This is a genomic window from Nocardioides sp. P5_E3 (assembly GCF_054049275.1).
The window spans coordinates 1-18054 of the sequence record NZ_JBFUMR010000016.1; the positions used below are offsets into that span (position 1 = coordinate 1).

The following is an 18054-nucleotide window of genomic DNA, read 5'->3' on the forward strand; positions in this document are numbered from 1 at the left end:
GGCACGCCCGTGGGCGCCACCGGCATCGGGGGCGGCGGGACCGGCTCGTCGCCTCGGGGTGCCTGCGGCGCCGACGACGGCGCGGCCCCGGGTGCGGCCCCGGGTGCGGCTTCGGGCGCGGACTGGGGAGCCGCCTGGGGGGCGGCGGGGGGCGCCGCCTGCGGAGGAGCCGACGGTGCTCCGGACGGCGCCGGGGCCACGGCAGGGGCGGCCGGTCGGGACGGAGCGGCGGCTGCGGCGGGCGCCGGGGCGCCGGTCACGTCCATCCGGCGCTCGAGCCGCTCGAGGCGGGCCATCACGCCGTCGGCGGTGTGGTCGGCGCCCGGCAGCAGCACGCGTGCGCAGAGCAGCTCGAGCAGCAGGCGGGGCGCGGTCGCGCCGCGCATCTCGGTGAGGCCGGCGGCCACGATGTCGGCGGCCCGGCTGAGCTCGATCGCACCGAAGCGCGCGGCCTGGGCCACGAGGCGCTCGCCGGCGTCCTCCGAGACGTCGATGAGCCCGGTCGCGGGGGCGTCGGGCACCGCGGTGACGATGACGAGGTCGCGCAGCCGGCGCAGCAGGTCCTCGGTGAAGCGGCGCGGGTCCTGCCCGGTCTCGACGACCTTGTCGACCACCGAGAAGACGGCCGCACCGTCACGGGTGGCGAACGCCTCGACGACCTCGTCGAGGAGCGAGTCGGGCGTGAAGCCGAGCAGGTCGGTCGCCACCTTGTGGGTCACCCCGCCGGGACCGGCGCCACCGAGCAGCTGGTCGAGCACGGAGAGCGTGTCACGCGCCGACCCGGCGCCGGCACGCACGACGAGCGGCAGGGCGGCGGGCTCGATCGCCACACCCTCCTCGGCGGCGAGCTGGGACAGGTAGTCGCTGAGCAGCCGCGGCGGGATCAGCCGGAAGGGGTAGTGGTGGGTGCGCGAGCGGATGGTCGGCAACACCTTGTCGGGCTCGGTCGTGGCGAAGATGAACCGCAGGTGGGGCGGCGGCTCCTCGACGAGCTTGAGCAGGGCGTTGAAGCCCTGCGTGGTGACCATGTGGGCCTCGTCGATGATGTAGACCTTGTAGCGGTCGCGCACCGGGGCGAAGAACGCCTTCTCGCGGAGGTCGCGGGCATCGTCCACACCACCGTGGGACGCCGCGTCGATCTCGATGACGTCGATGGAGCCCGGGCCGCCGCGCGCGAGGTCGCGGCAGCTGTCGCACTCGCCGCAGGGATCGGAGATCGGGGCCTGCGCACAGTTGAGTGCGCGGGCGAGGATGCGGGCCGAGGTGGTCTTGCCGCAGCCGCGCGGGCCGGAGAAGAGATAGGCGTGGTTGACGCGGTTGGCCGCCAGCGCCGCACGCAACGGCTCGGTCACGTGGTCCTGCCCGATGACCTCCTGGAAGGTCTCGGGCCGGTAGCGGCGATAGAGCGCGAGCGGTGACTCCACGTCGTGAACCCTAACCGTGCCCACCCACAGCGACCACCGTGGGCGACGGCTGTCGGGACCGCGGCTGCTCCCGGCGCCGAGCAGGCCGGGACGAGGCGCTCAGCCCACCCGCGGCCGGGCGGTGGGACCGCACGCGATCGCCTCCTCCGACCCGAGCACGCCGGCGTCGACCGGGCGGTCCGGGCCCCAGGTCCGCTGCTGGCTCGGCACCCACGCGAGCGTGCCACGGACGTGCTGCCCGCTGATCGGCGCGAGCACCCGCACCTCGCGCGCGGCCAGGGTGATCGTCCGACGCGCTGCCCGGGTGCCCGCCCAGCAGGCGGAGCCCTGGGTCTCGCGCCGCGCGGCTGCGAAGCCGACCCGGTCGCCGGGCCGGTGGTCGCCGTAGCGGAACACCGCGAACGTCTGGTAGCCCGTCACCCCCTCCCACGGCGCCGTGAGGGCGACGAACATGCCGCGGGTGCGCGCACTGCGGACGTCGAACCTGACGCGGCCACCGGCGACCGTCCGGGTGGCCGAGCGCCACGGGGCGCGCGTCGGGTCCAACCACTGCCCGAGGGCGACCCGGCAGCCGGAGCACCGTGGCACCCGGAGCGTCAGCTCGGTCATCCCCGCGCGACGGTCCCGGCTGGCGGCGGCGGGCGCCGAGCAGCCGATGGCGTACTGCGTGCCGATCGACCCGTGCGGGGCGATCGACATCGGCGGCGTCGTCGCCAGCCCGCGCACGGCCCACGCCCGCGGGTGCCACGTCGGTCCCCCGGTCAACGTCCGCGACCGGAAGCGCGCGACGCGCATCACGATCCGCGCCCGCTGATCGGTGGTCCCGGCCCAGCAGGCCTCACCCCGTCGGGACCGCGCCGCCTGGCGGTCGTCCACCCGCTCGCCGACCGCGAAGCCGCGGTAGCGGGCCGCCATGACCGCCGCCACGCCGTCCGCTCCGTGCCACGGCGCGTCGACGAGGAACGTCAACCCGGGCGTCTTCGCGGTGGGTACGACGAACGCCACCCGTCCGGAGGCGTCGACGGTGCGGCGGTGGGAGTACCACGGCTGGCCGCCCTCGGCCGGGAGGTAGCGGGAGGCCTGGACCGAGCAGTCCCGGCACCCGCGTACGGCGATGCTGATGCGCGTCCGGGGCGCGCGGGCGGTGCGCGCCGCGTCGTCCCCGGGCTGACGCGCCGAGGCCGCGACCGGCCCCAGGGCCAGGAGCGAGGTGCCGAGGAGGACGCCGGCGAGCACCAGACGAGGGACACAGGTCATCGGGACCTCCACGGGGCTGTCTGCAGGAGACGGCCCGAGAAGTCCTGCACCCCTCAGCGAACGCGGGACCGGGCCACGTCGTCAAGCCTCGGATCGAGGGTCTTCCTGCGGACCCCCGGACATGAAGAGGCCCCCCACGCACCCGTCAGAGCTCACTTACCCTTGCTGCCTTCCGGCCCTGGGGGAATTGGGCGAGGTGACGCCGCGTGGGGGGTTGGCGGGGAGTCTAGGCGAGGCCCGGACGGCCACCCAAACCGAGGGCTCGGTGGGCGATTTCACCGGCCGCCGGGCCGACCGGTACTCTCCTCGGCGGAGGTATCGCCTAGTGGCCTATGGCGCTCGCTTGGAAAGCGGGTTGGGTTAATAGCCCTCGGGGGTTCGAATCCCCCTACCTCCGCCACACACGTTGGCCCCGCACCTGCTGGTGCGGGGCCTTCGTCGTACGCCGGTCAGCGCAGCTGGGCCCGGAGGCCGTAGCGCCACTCCTCGGAGATCAGCAGGCTCCCCTGATCGAGCCGTCGCTCGACCGCGTCGACGAGCATCGCGGACGCCTTCTCGGGGTAGACCCGGTCCCACGACAGCTCGGCGCGGTGCTCGAAGACGTGGTGGATGACGCTGGTCATCAGGTCCTTGTCGACGGGCGGGGCGAGGAAGTTGCTGCCGGCGAGGAACGTCTCGGAGCGGTCGGACCCGAAGCGCAGGGTCACGCACGGCACCTCGAGGACGTTGGCCTCCTCGACGATGGAGCCGGAGTCGGTGGCGATGACCGCGCACATGGACATCGCGGCGACGACGTCGAGGTAGCTGTCCCACACGGGCGTCGAGATCAGCGCGTCGCCGTACCTCTCCTCGAGGTCCTGGAGCCACTGGCGGCGGCCGAAGTTGTCGATCGCGGCCTCGGTGCCGAGCAGCCGGATGAACAGCACGTGGTGGCCCTGCTCGAGCAGCGCCTCCATGGCGTCCATCAGCAGGTTGAAGCGGTCTCGGTTGGTGGTGTTCTCGCGGCGGTGGACGCAGAAGCGCAGAAAGGACCCGTCGCCCATCTGCGGGAACTTCTGCAGCACCTGGTTCCTGTCGCTGCCGGCGACTGCCTGCGCGAGCGCGTCGACGACCGAGTTCCCGACGACGTCGATCGCGGCGGGCGCGAAGCCCTCCTCGATGAGGAACTCGCGGTTGAGCTCGACGGGGGCGGCGTGCAGGTCGGAGCCCGCGTCGGCGACCCGGGTGTTGAACTGCTCCGGCGACGGCTCGCGGCTGCCCTTGGCCCAGCTGGCGCGGTCGAACGACTGCTCACGGAACGACGCCCAGTCGAGGTCGGCGCCCTGTTCGAGCCAGCCCTTGAGCACCTCGGGCTTGGGCGAGAGCGTGCGCAGACCGGCTTCGACGTGCACGAGCGCCTGCCGCTCGCCGAAGGTGGCGAGGGCGCCGGCCATGGCGGTGGTCGTGTCGCCGTGCACGTAGGTGATCGGGAAGCCGCCGCGCTCGGCGAAGCCGCGGAGGTACTGCGCGAGCTTGGCGGTGATGCCGGAGACCAGGTCGTTGACGCCGCCGCGCACCTCGAGGTTGATGTCCTCACGGACGCCGAACTCGTCGAGCATCGACTGCGAGAGGTTGTGGTCGTAGTGCTGGCCGGTGTGGCACAGCACGACGTCGTGGCCGCGGTCGCGCAGCTCGTGGTAGATCGGCGCCTGCTTGATGATGTCGGGCTTGGTGCCGACGACGACGATGTGCTGGCTGTTCTCGTGGGACATGGGTTCCTTCGGGTGGAGCGTGCTGGACGGGGACCGCGGCGGCGCGGTCAGAGGAGGTCCTCGCGGCTGCTGGCCGCGAGGAGCGAGCGGAGCCGCTCGAGGATGCCGGTGTCCAGCGCCTTCTGCCGGTCGAGCACGTAGACCGCGTCCTCGTGCGTGACGACGATCAGTCCCCGCGCGCCGAGCGTGACGACCGGTCGGCCGTCCATGCTGGCGACGAGGGTGTTCTCTGCGTCGAGCTGGAGCGCGGGACCGATGGACGTGACCCGCTGGTCGTCCAGGACGCGCTCGAGGCGCGTCCAGGTGCCGACGTCGGTCCACCCCAGCTGCCGCGGGACGACGAGGCACTCCATGCCGGCCCACATCAGCGGGTAGATCTCGTGGCCACCGATGGACGCCCCGCGGTAGCCCTGGTCGGACGTCGCGCCGCGGGCGAACCGCTCGATGGACTCGAAGATGAGGGGCAGCGCGGTGCGGTAGGCCTCGCAGGCCCGCCCGACGCGTACGCCGTAGCAGGCGGTGTTCCAGAACAGGTTGCCCGACTCCCCCAGCTCGCTGACGATGTCCTCGTCGGGCTTCTCGTGGAAGGAGTCGATCACCTGCACGGCGTCGTCGCCGCCCTTGGTGTGGATGTAGCCCAGGCTCGCGTCGAACCGGGTCGGCTCCGCGCCCAGCACGACCATCGACTCGGGAGTGCGCTCGAGCTGCGCGAGCATGTCGCGCGAGGCCGCGTTGAAGGCGTCCTCCTCGGTGATCAGGTGGTCCGAGGGAGCGATCAGCGCCGGCGCGTTGCCGTACTTGTGGAAGAGCGTCGCGACGCTCAGGGCGAACGCCGTCGCGGGGCCGGCCGGGTCCTCCTCGAGGATCAGGTTCTCCGGCGGCACCGGGCCGAGGGTCGCCCGGGCCGCGTCCGCGAAGCGGGCACGCGTCGAGACGTGGATGCGGCTGGGGTCCACGATCTCGCTGAGCCGCTCGATCGTGCCGGTGAGCAGCGGACGGTCGCGCACGACGGGCTGGAACTGCTTGGGCGCGCGGTCCCGGCTGATCGGCCACAGGCGTGAGCCCTGGCCGCCGGCGAGGATGACGGCCACGGGCTCGTCCAACGTGTCAGGCATGTGCTGATTCCATCATGCGGCGCGTCGGGGCGGCCACGTCTCGACGGGCGTCCCGGCCTCCGGCTTCACCGTCGCAGCAACGGGCGCAGCATGAAGGCGAGCGCGAGGAGCGACCCGGCGACGAGCCCCGACCACAGGAGGATCGCGCGGGGCGTGCCGAACAGGTCGATGCGTTGGGGCGCGGGCGGGGCCTGGGCGTCGGCGCGGACCTCCTGGACGGTGGTCTCCACCTTGCCCTTGCGACCCGGTTTGATCTCCCGGGTGAGCGCGTCGTGCACCTGCACGACACCCGCCCCGGTCCACGGGTTGGTCGCCTTGCCGTCCGGGCCCTCGGGAGCGCCGGCTCCCTCGGTGGTCGCCTGCAGCCGGGCGACCAGCTGCTGGGGGGTCTCGCGGGGGAAGCGCTGCTTGAGCAGGGCCATGACCCCGGTGACCTCGGCGCTCGCCCACGACGTCGCGACCTGGTCGACGACGCAGACCTGACCGGTGGCGTTGGCCGAGATCGCGCCCAGTGTCGGCGCGGCGACGTCGGTGTCCAGGTTGGGCAGGACGTAGGTGCTGGGGCTCTCGTCGCCGGGCGGGGTCGCGCTGACCGCGAGCACGCCGGGGTAGTCGGCGGGGAAGACGTCGGCGTCGTTGTCGGGCGTGCCCGCGAAGCCGGAGTCGGGGGTGCCGACCGGGACGTTGCCCGCGGCTGCCACCACGACGACCCCGAGGTCCACGAGGCGCGCGACCGCGGCCTCGAGCTCCGGGTCGGGCTGGCGGACCGCGAGGGAGATGTTGACGATGTCGACCTGCTGCTGCGGCTGCGCCCGGATGACGGCGTCGATGCCCGCAGCGATGCCGGCCGACGTCAGCGGCCGCTCACCCTGCGTGGTGTCGGCGTCGTCGGCGTCGTAGACCTTGACGTCGAGGACCTGGGCGTCGGGCGCGACGCCGCGCGGCCCGGCGATGAGCCCGCCGACGATCGTGCCGTGTCCGGAGAGGCGGGTGTCGGGGTTGACGCCCGCGATGGCCGTCGCGCCGGCGATGTCGAGCCCCTGGATGCCGACCATCCCGCTGTCGATGACGGCGATCTTCACGCCCTTGCCGGTGGCGAGCTCCTGCGCCTGCTCGACGTGCATCCGCTCGAAGGCGAGGTTGTCCTTGGTGTGGGTGTCGGCCAGCCGTTCGGAGTCGGGCACCTCCGACTCGAGGCAGGGGGCATCGTGGTCGGCGGCGGCGGGAGGCGCCCCGAGCGGCACCACCGAGGCCGCGAGCAGGCCGGCGGCGAGCGTCGTACGCACGGACGGGAGGCGCGGCAGGGGCAGGCGACGACCCGTCGACGGTGCAGCCATCAGCCGGCGTCCGCGGCCGCGTCGTCCGCCGGCGGGGCGTCCTCGGGGACCCGGCGCGCGCTGTTGGTCGACAGCTGCACGCCCGGCTGGAAGAACTCAAGCCACGCGCTCGGCACGAGCGGCGGTTCGACGTCGCCGTAGCCGAGGAAGTCGGGCACCTCCGAGCCGACCAGCTCGTACTTCTCGCCCTTGGGGTCGATGACGTAGCGGGTGCCGGCGTCGGCGGCCTCACCCGAGCCGGAGAGCACGTAGGCGCCAGCGCTCGGCTCGACGTCGACCGCGTGGCGGCCGGGGCGCACGTCGTCGCGGTAGGGGTCGGCCGCGCCGGTCGGGTTGGTCGCGAGGCTGAACGTGGCGTCGGCACCGGTCGCGGGGTGGAGCACCGCGCAGAGCGCACCGTTGGTGATCGGCTGCGGTACGTCGCTGGGCCACTCCGCGGGCGTGCTGGGGTCCCCGAAGGAGGCGGAGAGGTCGCCCGGGAGCTCCTGCGCCGGCTGCTCGACGACGCCGTAGACCATGCCGGCGAAGTCGCTGAGCCGCTCGGGCTTCTCGTCGCCGAGGAGGTAGTAGGAGCCGCTGCTGGAGAGCAGCAGGTCGCCGATGCGGTACTGCGAGAGGTCGGTGCCGGTGCTGCCGTAGGGCACGGGCTCACCGGGCCGGGTGACCCCGAAGGACGCCTTCTCGAGGGGCTCGCCGAGCCGGAACAGGTTCAGCCAGTCGGGGTCGACCTCGGTCGCCGACGCCCCGAACCCGAGCCGGTCGCCCAGCGTCGAGGACTGGGTCTCGTCCTCGGGCATGGGGAAGCGGTAGGCACTGCCCTGCTTGCTCCCGACGGCCGGCGCGGTGGCGATCAGCCAGGTCGTGCCCTCGCTGCTCACCAGGAAGGCGGACCCCGCCAGGTCCTCGACGGTCGGCGTGCGCTGGATCGCGACCTTGATGCCGACCCCGTCCCCCGTGCAGGCGGTCCAGCCGTCGTTGACCAGCTCGTCCGCCGACGGGAGGCTGGCGGGCGCGGCGTCGATGCCGAGGTCCTCACCGAGCTGGACGGTGCGGATGTACTTGTCGCGGACGGTGAACGGCGTGAGCTCGTCCTGTCCGAGCAGCAGCTGGGCCGAGACGTAGTTGGGCACCCGCTGGAGCAACGGGTCGTCGCCGCCGCGCAGGACGACGTACTGCTCGCCGGTGTCCTTGGAGATCACGAAGCTGCCCTCGTCGAGCCACTGCGCGGGCGGGCGCCCGAGGAGGAACCCCGCGATCGCGGCTCCGGCGAGGAGGAGGACGGACAGGGCGACACCGCCGATCAGCACGCGGCCGGGCTTCACCGGCTCCACCTCACGGCCGCCCGGGGCGCCGGAGACGAAGGCGGTGACGAGGCGGCGGCGGCTGAACGCGTGGGCCTCGACGAGGTCCTTCTTGGTGGCCATCGATCAGCCCGCCACCGCGGAGACGAAGCCGGCCGCGAGGACCATCAGCGGGAGCAGCGCGAGCAGCGTCATCGTCTCGACGACGTCGCCCATGCGGCCGCGGCGCACCGACGGCGAGGCCGGCACGAGGGTCAGCGCGAGCAGGACGGCCCCGAAGCCGGCGAGGCCGATCGCGGCTCCGGCACGCCAGCCGTCGTGGATGAGCAGCATCGACAGGGCCACCGAGACCAGGCCGAGGATGCCGGAGACGAGGCCGGCGAGCACCTCCGAGCCGGTGCGGTACTGGCGGGTGCGGAACATGACGGCCAGGCAGCACACGGCGGCCAGGATCGTGCCGTAGACCCCGCGCCCGACGGCGAACGGGGCGAGCAGGACGAGGAGGGTGCCGACCGAGGCGGAGACCGCGAGCAGGATCTCGTGGCCGACGCGGGCGTCGTCGGCGACCTCGTCCGGGTCGATCTCGTCGGGGTCGGCGGTGATGTCGTGGAGCGAGTAGAGCTGGTCGACTCTCGTGCCGGTCACCCCGAGGGCGAGCCACGGGAAGATGCTGCCGGCCAGGACGACCAGGGTGAGCAGGACGACGAAGACGGTGGACGGCTCGAGCGAGAACACGCGGATGAGCACCGAGCCCGCGACGACCACCGCGCCGACCACGACGGCCGGGATCACGAGCGCGCGGCCGCCCTGGAGGCCGACCACGGCGACCAGCCCGACGGCGAGGACGCCGAGCCCGGCGAAGAGGAGTGCGTCGGAGAAGAACGCGTCGTCCAGCGGCCAGCTCCAGGCGGGCAGGTCACCGGGTGCGAGCAGGAGCCCGGCGACCGCGGCGTAGACGGCGGCGAGCAGCGAGACGACGACCCCGGCCTCGGGCTCGCCCTGAGCGCGGGTGAGCACGATGCCGCCGACGACGAGGAGTCCCGCGATCACGGCCGCGGCGACGCCGCCCAGCACGCTCTCGCCCAGCAGGAGGAGGGCCAGCGCGCCGAGGCCGAGCAGGATGCTGCCCGCACCCAGCGCCGTACGCCGTCCTGCCGCCGGCTCCCACGGCTTGAGCTCGTTCTCGACGACGTCGGCCATCGCCTCGACGACGTCGTCGTAGACGCGCGGGGCCTTGTCGTCCACGCCGGCGGAGACGGTCAGGAGGCCACCGTCCTCGATGCCCTGCATCGTCAGGCCGGCGTTGTTGACCAGGATCCGGCCCTCCTGGGTCACCAGGCGGTAGCCGCCGTAGACGGTGGAGGCGTCGAGCAGGCCGACCGAGCGGGCGAGCTCCGGAACGAGCTCGGCGACCGGGATCGAGCCCGGCAGCACGAGATCGACCCGTCGCGATCCCGAGGCGATGGTCACCCGGACCAGGCCTGAGGCGACCGAGGACCCCTGACTCATTGGTGTTTCCCCCTGAATGTCCTTGCAGCTGCGTCGGCCGCGGGGCCTGGGCACTGAACGGGGAGCAGCCTAGGCGAAAGCCGCTCGCGAAAATGCCACGAGGCCGGACGTCCCCGGAGGGACGACCGGCCTCGGACGGTGTGCGGTGCTCAGAAGCGGTTGGCGCCCCGGGCGTCGGCCGCCTTGTACTCGGCGTTGGACGAGTCCACGCCCTGGCTGGCCTGCTGGAGCAGGAGGGTCATCTCGGACATCGCCTGGTCCCACTTGGCCTTGGCCTGGTCGTACGCCATCTTGGCGTTACCGTTCCAGTCCGCCTTGAGGGGGTTGAGCTCGTTCTCGAGCTGGTCGAGGCGCGACTCGATGTCCTTGGCCGCCTTCATCACGTCGGCCGCACCGGCGTCGAGGGTGCCGTGCTGGACCTTGATTCCGTCGAAAGTCATGTCGATCTCCTAGTTCTCAGAAGTCGGGTGCCGGCGTCAGCCGAGACGGCCCTGGAGGTTGGCGTGGTTGGCGGACTGCGACTCGTCGGTCGAGACGTTGTCGCGCTCCGTCTCCTTCATGGAGGCCGAGAGCTGGTCGAGGGCCTTGAGGATGGTCTCCTGCTTCTGGTCCCAGGCGATCATGAGGTTGTTGAACGCGGTGGCACCCTGGCCGCCCCATCCACCCATCATCGTCTGGATGTTGCCGGAGAGGACGCCACACTTGTTCTTGACGTCGCCGCGGGCCTGGTCGACGAAGTCGGCGCCCTTGGAGAGGGCCTTCTCTGTCTGGCCGTACATCTCGCTCATGTCGATCCTTCTCCCTCGGCGGTCGAACCGACCGAGTGTTGTGTGTTGGTGACTCACTGGACTGGTGATCCGGTGCTCGGGGAGACGTCCCGGCCCCCCGCGCTGACGTGCATCTACCCGACCGCTTTGGGCCTAAACATGAATCCACCGATCGACGGACCCATGTCGATCAGGAGGTCATTTCCCACAGGCGCCGGAAGACCCCGGCCGCGACCACGGCAGACGCGAAGGCGAAGCTGCCGCACAACGACTCGGCGACCTCGGCGCGGCGCGACCACCACACCGACCGCCAGCCGCGGCCGGCCGCCACGGCCGCGGCGAGGGCGATGACGCCCAGCCCGACGGTGACGTAGAAGAACACGTCGACGTGGCTCGCGCCGGGCCCCGCGGCGAGGTGCACGGCCAGCGCCACGAGCGCGCCGAGGCCGGCCAGGCGCAGCAGGATCCGTGCGGCCGCGTGGCGGTAGGACCGGGCGGCGAGGAGCAGCGAGCAGCCCGCGAAGAAGACCAGGCAGCGGGCGCCGATGCGGTCGAGGTCGATGGTCGCCGTGTGCAGCAGCAGCGGACTGGCGACCAGCATCGTCACCATGATCGCGGCCGCGGCGCCGGTGACGATGCGCGAGGCCCGGTGCACCAGGCGCTCCATGGCGTCGCCGGCGACCACGATGCGGCCGCGGCGACCCTGGCGCCGGCTGTCGCGGGCGGACCATGCGGTGACGGCCAGCCGGTCGAGGTCGAGCAGCGCCTCGTCGGGCACGTCGACGGCGAGGGAGGGCGCGAAGCGCGCCGCCATCATCGAGAGGAAGACCAGCAGCGTCCAGGTGACCCGGGCGTCCCAGCCGAGCATCGCCGGGACGGCACAGCAGGCGAAGACCGTGAGGCCGCTGACGATCCACACCGTGCTCACCTCGTCGTCGTGGACCGACAGGGCGCGGCCGATGCCGGCGACGACGGCCGCCGAGATGCCGGCGGCTCCGAGGACGGCCGGGAGCAGGTGGATGCCCGGCTCGTGGAGTGCCGCGAACGCCGCGGCGGCAGCGAACGCCGGTGCGGCGGCCGCACGCTGTCGGGCGTGACGACCGACCGGCAGCACTCCGGCGATCGAGCAGGCGAGCAGCACGCCGACGGCGACGGTGCGCACGACGTCGTCGCCCGCGCGGCCGGCGTACCAGGCGGCGAGTGCGGCGACCAGCGCCGCGACCCAGGCGATCATCGCGGCGAGCGCGGGGCTCTCCGGGGCGTTCTTGGCGGCCTGGAGGAGGGTCATCCGGCGCGGCCGGTGCACGCCGGTCGTCGCGACGAGCACGTCACCGGGCTGGATGCCCGCCTCGCCCAGCGGCACGGCGGCGTTGAGCCGCTCGCCGAGGGCGGTCTGCAGCAGCGGGATGCCGGGTACGTCGGCCTGCTTGGCGTACTCCCGCGCGACGTCGACGGCGGTCGCGCCGGCGGGCACGACGAGGTCGAGCACCCCGGCCGGGCCGTGGACGCTCAGCGCGATGGTCGCGCGAGCACTGCTGGACATCGCGACGTCCGACACGGATTCCCCCTCTGCGTTGCCCACGGTACGAGCACCACCCGCTGGAGAGTAGTCGCAGGTGCGGTCGGTACGGCAGCACCTATCATCGTCGCGACTTCATCGGGCACGGCACTGGGGGACGCGTTGAGCACGACACTGCGGGGCGGTCAGAGGCTCGACGAGCCGGAGATGCCGGGTGGACAGATCGTGCTGCAGCCGCCGCCCGAGCTGCAGGAGGGCGAGGGCGCCGGCGGCGTGCTGATGAACGCCATCCCGATGCTCGGCAGCCTCGGCTCCATCGTCCTCGTCGCGACGATGGGCGGCGCCAACAAGAGCCGCAGCTTCCTCGCGGCCGGCATGTTCCTGTTCGCCACGCTCGGCTTCATCATCGTCCAGATCGACCGGCAGCGTAAGCAGCGTGCGCAGCAGGTCACCGGATCGCGCACCGAGTACCTGCGCTACCTCAGCAACATCCGCAAGGTCGCGCGCGAGGCCGCCGACCAGCAGCGGCGGGCGCTCAACTGGCACCACCCCGAGCCCGCCGCGCTGCCCTCGCTGGCCGAGGACCGCACCCGGCTGTGGGAGCACACCGCGACCGACGACAACTTCCTGCACGTGCGGTACGGCCTGTGCTCGCAGCCGCTGTCGCTGGAGCTGGTGCCACCGGAGAGCGCGCCGGTGGACCAGGTCGACCCGGCCGCCGCGTCCGCCCTGCACCGGCTCCTCGTCGTGCACCGCCTGCAGCCCAACCTGCCGGCGTCGATCGACCTGCGTGCCTTCGACCGCATCGAGCTCTGCGGCGACGCCGAGGAGGTCCGCTCGACGGCGCGCGCGATGATCTGCTCCGCGACGGCGTTCCAGAACCCCGACCAGCTCGTCGTCGCGGTGCTCAGCTCCGAGCAGAACCTCACCCACTGGGACTGGGTGAAGTGGCTGCCGCACGCGCAGAGCACCCGCGAGGCCGACGCGGTCGGGCCGATGCGCCTGGTCTCGACCTCCCTCGACGACCTCGGCAGCCTGCTCCCGCCCGACCTGAGCGACCGGCCCCGCTTCGGCGCCGACGAGCGCGCCGCCACGCCGCACATCCTGCTGGTCATCGACGGCGGCCACCTGCCGCCCGGCAACCACATCGTCCCGCCCGACGGCCTGCACGGCGTCACGCTGCTCGACCTGCCGAGCCGGTGGGACGAGCTCGAGGACTCCACCCGCCTGCGCCTGGAGTTCGCCGACGCCCCCGACGAGCTCGGCAAGCGCCCGGTGAGCGCCCTGCGGATGCGCGGCGAGCCGGTCCGCGCGCTCGCCGACCAGTGCGACATCGCCACGGCCGAGGCGTTCGCCCGGCGCATCGCGCCGCTCAAGACCGCCAGCGCCGAGTCGTCCTCGGCCGGCGGCGCCGTCGACATCACCTCGACGACCCCCGACCACATGGACCTGCTCGGCCTCGGCGACATCTTCAGCTACGACCCGACGACCGCCTGGCGGCCGCGCCCCGCGCGCGACCGGCTGCGGGTGCCGATCGGCATCGGCGACTCCGGTGGCCTGATCCACCTCGACATCAAGGAGTCCGCCCAGCAGGGCATGGGCCCCCACGGCCTCGTGATCGGCGCGACCGGCTCCGGAAAGTCGGAGTTCCTCCGCACCCTGGTCCTCGGCCTGGTCATGACGCACTCGTCCGAGCAGCTCAACCTCGTGCTCGTCGACTTCAAGGGTGGTGCGACCTTCGCCGGCATGGCCGACATGCCACACGTCTCGGCCGTCATCACCAACCTCGCCAACGAGCTCACCCTCGTCGACCGCATGCAGGACGCGCTCTCCGGCGAGATGACCCGGCGCCAGGAGCTGCTCCGCGACGCCGGCAACTACGCGTCGGTGCGCGACTACGAGAAGGCCCGCGCCAACGGCGAGCCGCTCGAGCCGATGCCGTCCCTGTTCATCGTCGTGGACGAGTTCTCCGAGATGCTCTCGGCCAAGCCGGAGTTCATCGACCTCTTCGTCGCCATCGGTCGCCTCGGCCGCTCGCTCGGCCTGCACCTGCTCCTCGCGTCGCAGCGACTCGAGGAGGGCCGGCTGCGCGGCCTCGAGTCCCACCTGTCCTACCGCGTCGGCCTCCGCACCTTCTCGGCCGGCGAGTCCCGGGCCGTCCTCGGCGTGCCGGACGCCTACGAGCTGCCCGCCGTCCCCGGCCTGGGCTACCTCAAGCCCGACCAGTCCACGCTGCTGCGCTTCAAGGCGGCGTACGTCTCGGGGCCGCCGTCGAGCCGCACCCGCGTCACCCGCGACGAGGGCGGCGCGATCCGCGGCATCCTGCCCTTCACGATCTCCGAGGTGCAGGCCCTCGAGCCGACCGAGGAGGTCACCGAGGTCGCGACGCCGCAGCCCCACCAGGGCGAGCAGCCCTCCCTGCTCGACATCGCCGTCACGCGCATGGTCGGCAAGGGGCCCGAGGCGCACCAGGTCTGGCTGCCGCCGCTCGACGTGCCCGACACGCTCGACGAGCTCATGCCCGACCTCGTCGAGAGCCCCGACCTCGGCCTGACGTCGCCGCAGTGGCGCAACGTGCCGGGCCTGGTCATCCCGCTCGGCACCGTCGACCGGCCGCGTGAGCAGCGCCGCGACACGATGACCCTCAACCTCACCGGCGCGGCCGGCCACGTCGCCGTCGTCGGCGGACCGCGCTCGGGCAAGAGCACGATGCTGCGCAGCATCGTCACGAGCATGGCGCTGGTGACGACGCCGACGGAGTCGCAGTTCTTCGTGCTCGACTTCGGCGGCGGCACGTTCGCGCCGCTGGCCCGCCTCCCCCACGTCAGCGGTGTCGCGACCCGCTCGGAGCCCGACGTCGTACGTCGTGTCATGGCCGAGGTCGAGGGCATCGTCGACCGGCGCGAGGCCTACTTCCGCGAGAACGGCATCGACTCCATCGAGACCTACCGCCTGCGTCGTACGCAGGGCCGCGTCGACGACGGGTGGGGCGACGTCTTCCTGGTCATCGACGGCTGGAGCACGCTGCGCGCGGAGTTCGACGACCTCGAGATGGAGATCCAGCAGCTCGCCGCGCGCGGCCTGACCTTCGGCCTCCACATCGTCACCGCCTCGACCCGGTGGGCGGACTACCGCGCCGCGATGCGTGACGTCTTCGGCTCCAAGCTCGAGCTGCGGCTCGGTGACCCGCTCGACTCCGAGGTCGACCGCAAGGTCGCCGCGCTCGTCCCGGTCGGCCGCCCCGGCCGCGGTCTCGTACCGTCCAAGCTGCACTTCCTCGGCGCACTGCCGCGCATCGACGGCGACGGCAGCGCCGACACCCTCGGTGACGGCGTCGACCACCTCATCGACCGGATGGCCGCTGCGTGGAAGGGACCGCAGGGTCCCAAGCTGCGCCTGCTGCCCGAGAAGGTCACCCTCGAGGCGGTCCGCGAGGACGCCGTGCGCCGGCAGCTGCCGCAGAAGCAGATCCTGCTCGGCATCAACGAGAAGGAGCTCGCACCGGTCGGCCTCGACGTCGACGCCGAGCCGCACATGCTGATCTTCGGCGACGGCCAGTCGGGCAAGAGCGCGCTGCTGCGGGCGTACGTCCACGAGATCATGCGCACCCGCACGCCCAAGGAGGCGCAGATCGTCCTCGTCGACTACCGGCGCTCGATGCTCGGCGAGGTGCCCGACGAGTACCTCCTCAACTACCTGACCTCGGCGACCCAGGCGACGCCGACGCTGAAGGACATCGCGAGCTACCTCGAGGGCCGCATCCCCGGCCCCGACGTCACGCCCGACCAGCTGCGCAGCCGGTCGTGGTGGACGGGCGCCGAGGTGTTCGTGGTCGTCGACGACTACGACCTCGTGGTGACCGCGCAGTCCTCACCCGTCTCGGCGCTCCAGCCACTGATGGCGCAGGCACGCGACGTCGGCCTGCACGTCGTCGTGGCGCGTCGTACGGGTGGTGCGTCACGCGCGCTCTACGAGCCGGTCATCCAGTCGTTGCGCGACCTCGCGATGCCCGGCGTGATGCTGTCGGGTCCCCGCGACGAGGGCGTCCTGATCGGCAACCTGCGTCCGCAGCCCGCCCCGGAGGGCCGCGCCCGCGTCATCACCCGCGACGGCGGCACCCAGACCGCGCAGCTGGCCTGGCTCGACCCGACCATGTGAGCGTTCGAGCGGTGCGTGAGCCACCTTTCCGGCCGTGGGAACGTGGCCGGCGCACCGCTCGGGGCGTGTCGTACGCCGACGCGCCGGTCGGCGGTGCCGTACCCACGTCCGAGGCCTGCGGAACGTGGCTGGCGCACCGCTCCGACGAGCGATCTACCGCCGGCCGCTCTTGAACATCCCGCGGGCGATCTCGCGGGCGGCGGTGCTCATGAAGTCCTTGAACGCTCGTGACTTCACGACGCTCTCCACCATGCCGTCCTCCTCCTTCGGCGCCCGCTCGGCCTTCTTGGTCACGCGCTCGTTCTTCTGCTCGCGCGCCATCTCCTTGACGCGGGCGTCCTCCGCGGCCTTGCGGGCACCCTCCTCGAGCTTCTTGGCGAGCAGCTCGCGGGCGGACTCGCGGTCGATCGCCTCGGCGTACTTCGCGGTGAGCGGCGAGGCCTTGACCGCCGCCTCCATCTCGGCGGTGGGCGCGGGGTCCATCAGCGACTCGGGGGCCCGCAGCCGGGTCCAGGCGACGGGGGTCGGCGCACCGCGCTCGTTCATCACCGTCACCACCGCCTCGCCGATCCCGAGCGACGTGATGACCGCGCCGAGGTCGTCGTACGCGCTGTTGGGGTAGGTGTTGACGGTCGCCTTGAGGGCCTTGGCGTCGTTGGGGGTGTGGGCGCGGAGCTGGTGCTGGATCCGCGAGCCGAGCTGGCCGAGCACGTCGTCGGGGACGTCGGTGGGCGACTGCGTCACGAAGAAGACGCCCACGCCCTTGGACCGGATCAGCCGCACGGTCTGGGCGATCTGGTCGAGGAAGGCGTCGGAGGCGTCGTTGAAGAGCAGGTGCGCCTCGTCGAAGAAGAAGACCAGCTTGGGCTTGTCGAGGTCGCCCTCCTCCGGCAGGTCGTGGAAGAGGTCGGCGAGCAGCCACATCAGGAACGTCGAGAAGAGCGCGGGCCGGTCCTGGAGGTTGGGCAGCTCGAGCAGGCTGACGATGCCGCGTCCGTCCTCGGCGGTGCGCAGGAACTCCTTGGTCTCGAACTCCGGCTCGCCGAAGAACACGTCGGCGCCCTGGGCCTCGAAGGCGACCAGCTCACGCAGGATCACGCCGGCGGTCTGGGGCGAGAGCCCGCCGATCGTCTTCAGCTCGGCCTTCCCGGCCGCGTCGGCGGTGAGGTACTGCAGGACCGCGCGCAGGTCGGCGAGGTCGAGCAGCGGCAGCCCCTGCTTGTCGCAGTAGTAGAAGACCAGGCCCAGCGAGGACTCCTGCGTCTCGTTCAGGCCGAGCACCTTCGCGAGGAGGGTCGGGCCGAACGCGCTCATCGTCACGCGGACGGGTACGCCGACGCCCTGGCCGCCGATCGCGTAGAACTCCGTCGGGAAGCCGGTCGCCTTCCAGTCCTGGCCGACGCTGGCGGTGCGCGCGGACAGCTTGTCGCTCGGCTCCCCCGGCACGCTGATGCCGGACAGGTCGCCCTTGATGTCGGCGGCGAAGACGGGCACGCCGTTCGCGCTGAGCTGCTCGGCGAGCAGCTGCAGGGTCTTCGTCTTGCCCGTGCCGGTGGCGCCCGCGACGAGGCCGTGGCGGTTGAGCATCCCCAGCGGGATGCGGATGCGTACGTCGCTGAGGTCGTCGGCGTTCAGCATCAGCCCCCCGAGCTCGAGCGCGTCGCCCTCGAACCGGTAGCCGGGTGCGACGGCCTCCGAGATGGGGTCCGAGATGGGGTCCGAGATGGGGTCCGAGATGGGGTCCGAGATGGGGTCCGAGATGGGGTCCGAGATGGGGTCCGAGATGGGGTCCGAGGCGGGTGCCGGGACCGGGGCCGGGTCGGGGACCGGGACGCTCGCGGTGGTCTCCTCCGCGGGTGCGGACGGGGTGGGCTCGGCCTCGGGCGTCTCGCTCATGTCGCGAGCCTAGCCGGGCG

At 72.5% G+C, this 18054-nt stretch carries 12 protein-coding genes, 1 tRNA gene and 1 other RNA gene; 2 read left to right on the top strand and 12 right to left on the bottom strand.

Translation table 11 applies throughout. The annotated features are described in order from the left end of the window. The 3 genes from ACXJKB_RS11880 to ffs form a co-directional block, all read right to left on the bottom strand. The coding region (locus ACXJKB_RS11880) for a DNA polymerase III subunit gamma and tau (RefSeq protein ID WP_457188562.1) at positions 1–1424 on the bottom strand (1424 nt) is incomplete at its 3' end. Positions 1425–1523: 99 nt separating this feature from the next. Next, complete coding sequence (locus tag ACXJKB_RS11885) at positions 1524–2681, bottom strand: hypothetical protein (RefSeq protein WP_457188564.1); 1158 nt, start codon at positions 2679–2681, stop codon at positions 1524–1526. Between the two features lie 125 nt (positions 2682–2806). Further along, positions 2807–2897, bottom strand: an RNA gene (gene ffs / locus ACXJKB_RS11890) — signal recognition particle sRNA small type. A gap of 95 nt (positions 2898–2992) precedes the next feature. On the opposite strand from ffs, the gene ACXJKB_RS11895 reads away from it, so the two are divergent. After that, positions 2993–3081, top strand: a tRNA-Ser gene (locus ACXJKB_RS11895). 49 nt (positions 3082–3130) lie between these two features. On the opposite strand, the gene ACXJKB_RS11900 is transcribed toward ACXJKB_RS11895, so the two are convergent. From ACXJKB_RS11900 to ACXJKB_RS11935, 8 genes are all read right to left on the bottom strand, one after another. Then, positions 3131–4432, bottom strand: coding sequence for a UDP-N-acetyl glucosamine 2-epimerase (locus tag ACXJKB_RS11900; protein ID WP_457188566.1), 1302 nt, complete (start codon positions 4430–4432; stop codon positions 3131–3133). Positions 4433–4479: 47 nt separating this feature from the next. Beyond that, positions 4480–5547 (bottom strand): sugar phosphate nucleotidyltransferase, encoded by a 1068-nt coding sequence (locus ACXJKB_RS11905; protein WP_457188568.1) that lies wholly within the window; start codon positions 5545–5547, stop codon positions 4480–4482. Between the two features lie 65 nt (positions 5548–5612). Then, positions 5613–6884, bottom strand: coding sequence for a S8 family serine peptidase (locus ACXJKB_RS11910; protein ID WP_457188570.1), 1272 nt, complete (start codon positions 6882–6884; stop codon positions 5613–5615). Continuing rightward, positions 6884–8308: a type VII secretion protein EccB gene (locus tag ACXJKB_RS11915; RefSeq protein WP_457188572.1), complete on the bottom strand. Its 1425-nt coding sequence runs from the start codon at positions 8306–8308 to the stop codon at positions 6884–6886. The genes ACXJKB_RS11910 and ACXJKB_RS11915 overlap by 1 nt, the downstream gene beginning before the upstream one ends. 3 nt (positions 8309–8311) lie before the next feature. Next, positions 8312–9694, bottom strand: a complete 1383-nt coding sequence (gene eccD, locus ACXJKB_RS11920) for a type VII secretion integral membrane protein EccD (protein WP_457188574.1) — start codon at positions 9692–9694, stop codon at positions 8312–8314. Positions 9695–9843: 149 nt separating this feature from the next. Beyond that, positions 9844–10134, bottom strand: a complete 291-nt coding sequence (locus tag ACXJKB_RS11925) for a WXG100 family type VII secretion target (RefSeq protein WP_191194118.1) — start codon at positions 10132–10134, stop codon at positions 9844–9846. Between the two features lie 36 nt (positions 10135–10170). After that, positions 10171–10482: a WXG100 family type VII secretion target gene (locus ACXJKB_RS11930; protein ID WP_179618679.1), complete on the bottom strand. Its 312-nt coding sequence runs from the start codon at positions 10480–10482 to the stop codon at positions 10171–10173. A gap of 169 nt (positions 10483–10651) precedes the next feature. Next, positions 10652–12019, bottom strand: a complete 1368-nt coding sequence (locus ACXJKB_RS11935; RefSeq protein WP_457188577.1) for a hypothetical protein — start codon at positions 12017–12019, stop codon at positions 10652–10654. A gap of 168 nt (positions 12020–12187) precedes the next feature. Between ACXJKB_RS11935 and eccCa the strand changes: the two genes are divergently transcribed. Beyond that, positions 12188–16138 carry a type VII secretion protein EccCa gene (gene eccCa / locus ACXJKB_RS11940; RefSeq protein ID WP_457188579.1) on the top strand — a complete coding sequence of 1317 codons (3951 nt, stop codon included), beginning with the start codon at positions 12188–12190 and terminating at the stop codon, positions 16136–16138. Positions 16139–16291: 153 nt separating this feature from the next. Here eccCa and ACXJKB_RS11945 read toward each other — a convergent pair whose 3' ends face one another. After that, the gene (locus tag ACXJKB_RS11945; protein ID WP_457188581.1) at positions 16292–18034 is read right to left on the bottom strand and encodes a helicase HerA-like domain-containing protein; all 1743 of its coding nucleotides are present in this window, start codon (positions 18032–18034) and stop codon (positions 16292–16294) included. Positions 18035–18054 lie beyond the last annotated feature (20 nt).

Coding starts and splice junctions, on each gene's coding strand:
- eccD (WP_457188574.1), bottom strand. CDS start 9,694: ATGAGTCAGGGGTCCTCGGTCGCCTCAGGCCTGGTCCGGGTGACCATC.
- ACXJKB_RS11910 (WP_457188570.1), bottom strand. CDS start 6,884: ATGGCTGCACCGTCGACGGGTCGTCGCCTGCCCCTGCCGCGCCTCCCG.
- ACXJKB_RS11925 (WP_191194118.1), bottom strand. CDS start 10,134: ATGACTTTCGACGGAATCAAGGTCCAGCACGGCACCCTCGACGCCGGT.
- ACXJKB_RS11945 (WP_457188581.1), bottom strand. CDS start 18,034: ATGAGCGAGACGCCCGAGGCCGAGCCCACCCCGTCCGCACCCGCGGAG.
- ACXJKB_RS11885 (WP_457188564.1), bottom strand. CDS start 2,681: ATGACCTGTGTCCCTCGTCTGGTGCTCGCCGGCGTCCTCCTCGGCACC.
- ACXJKB_RS11930 (WP_179618679.1), bottom strand. CDS start 10,482: ATGAGCGAGATGTACGGCCAGACAGAGAAGGCCCTCTCCAAGGGCGCC.
- ACXJKB_RS11900 (WP_457188566.1), bottom strand. CDS start 4,432: ATGTCCCACGAGAACAGCCAGCACATCGTCGTCGTCGGCACCAAGCCC.
- eccCa (WP_457188579.1), top strand. CDS start 12,188: ATGCCGGGTGGACAGATCGTGCTGCAGCCGCCGCCCGAGCTGCAGGAG.
- ACXJKB_RS11915 (WP_457188572.1), bottom strand. CDS start 8,308: ATGGCCACCAAGAAGGACCTCGTCGAGGCCCACGCGTTCAGCCGCCGC.
- ACXJKB_RS11905 (WP_457188568.1), bottom strand. CDS start 5,547: ATGCCTGACACGTTGGACGAGCCCGTGGCCGTCATCCTCGCCGGCGGC.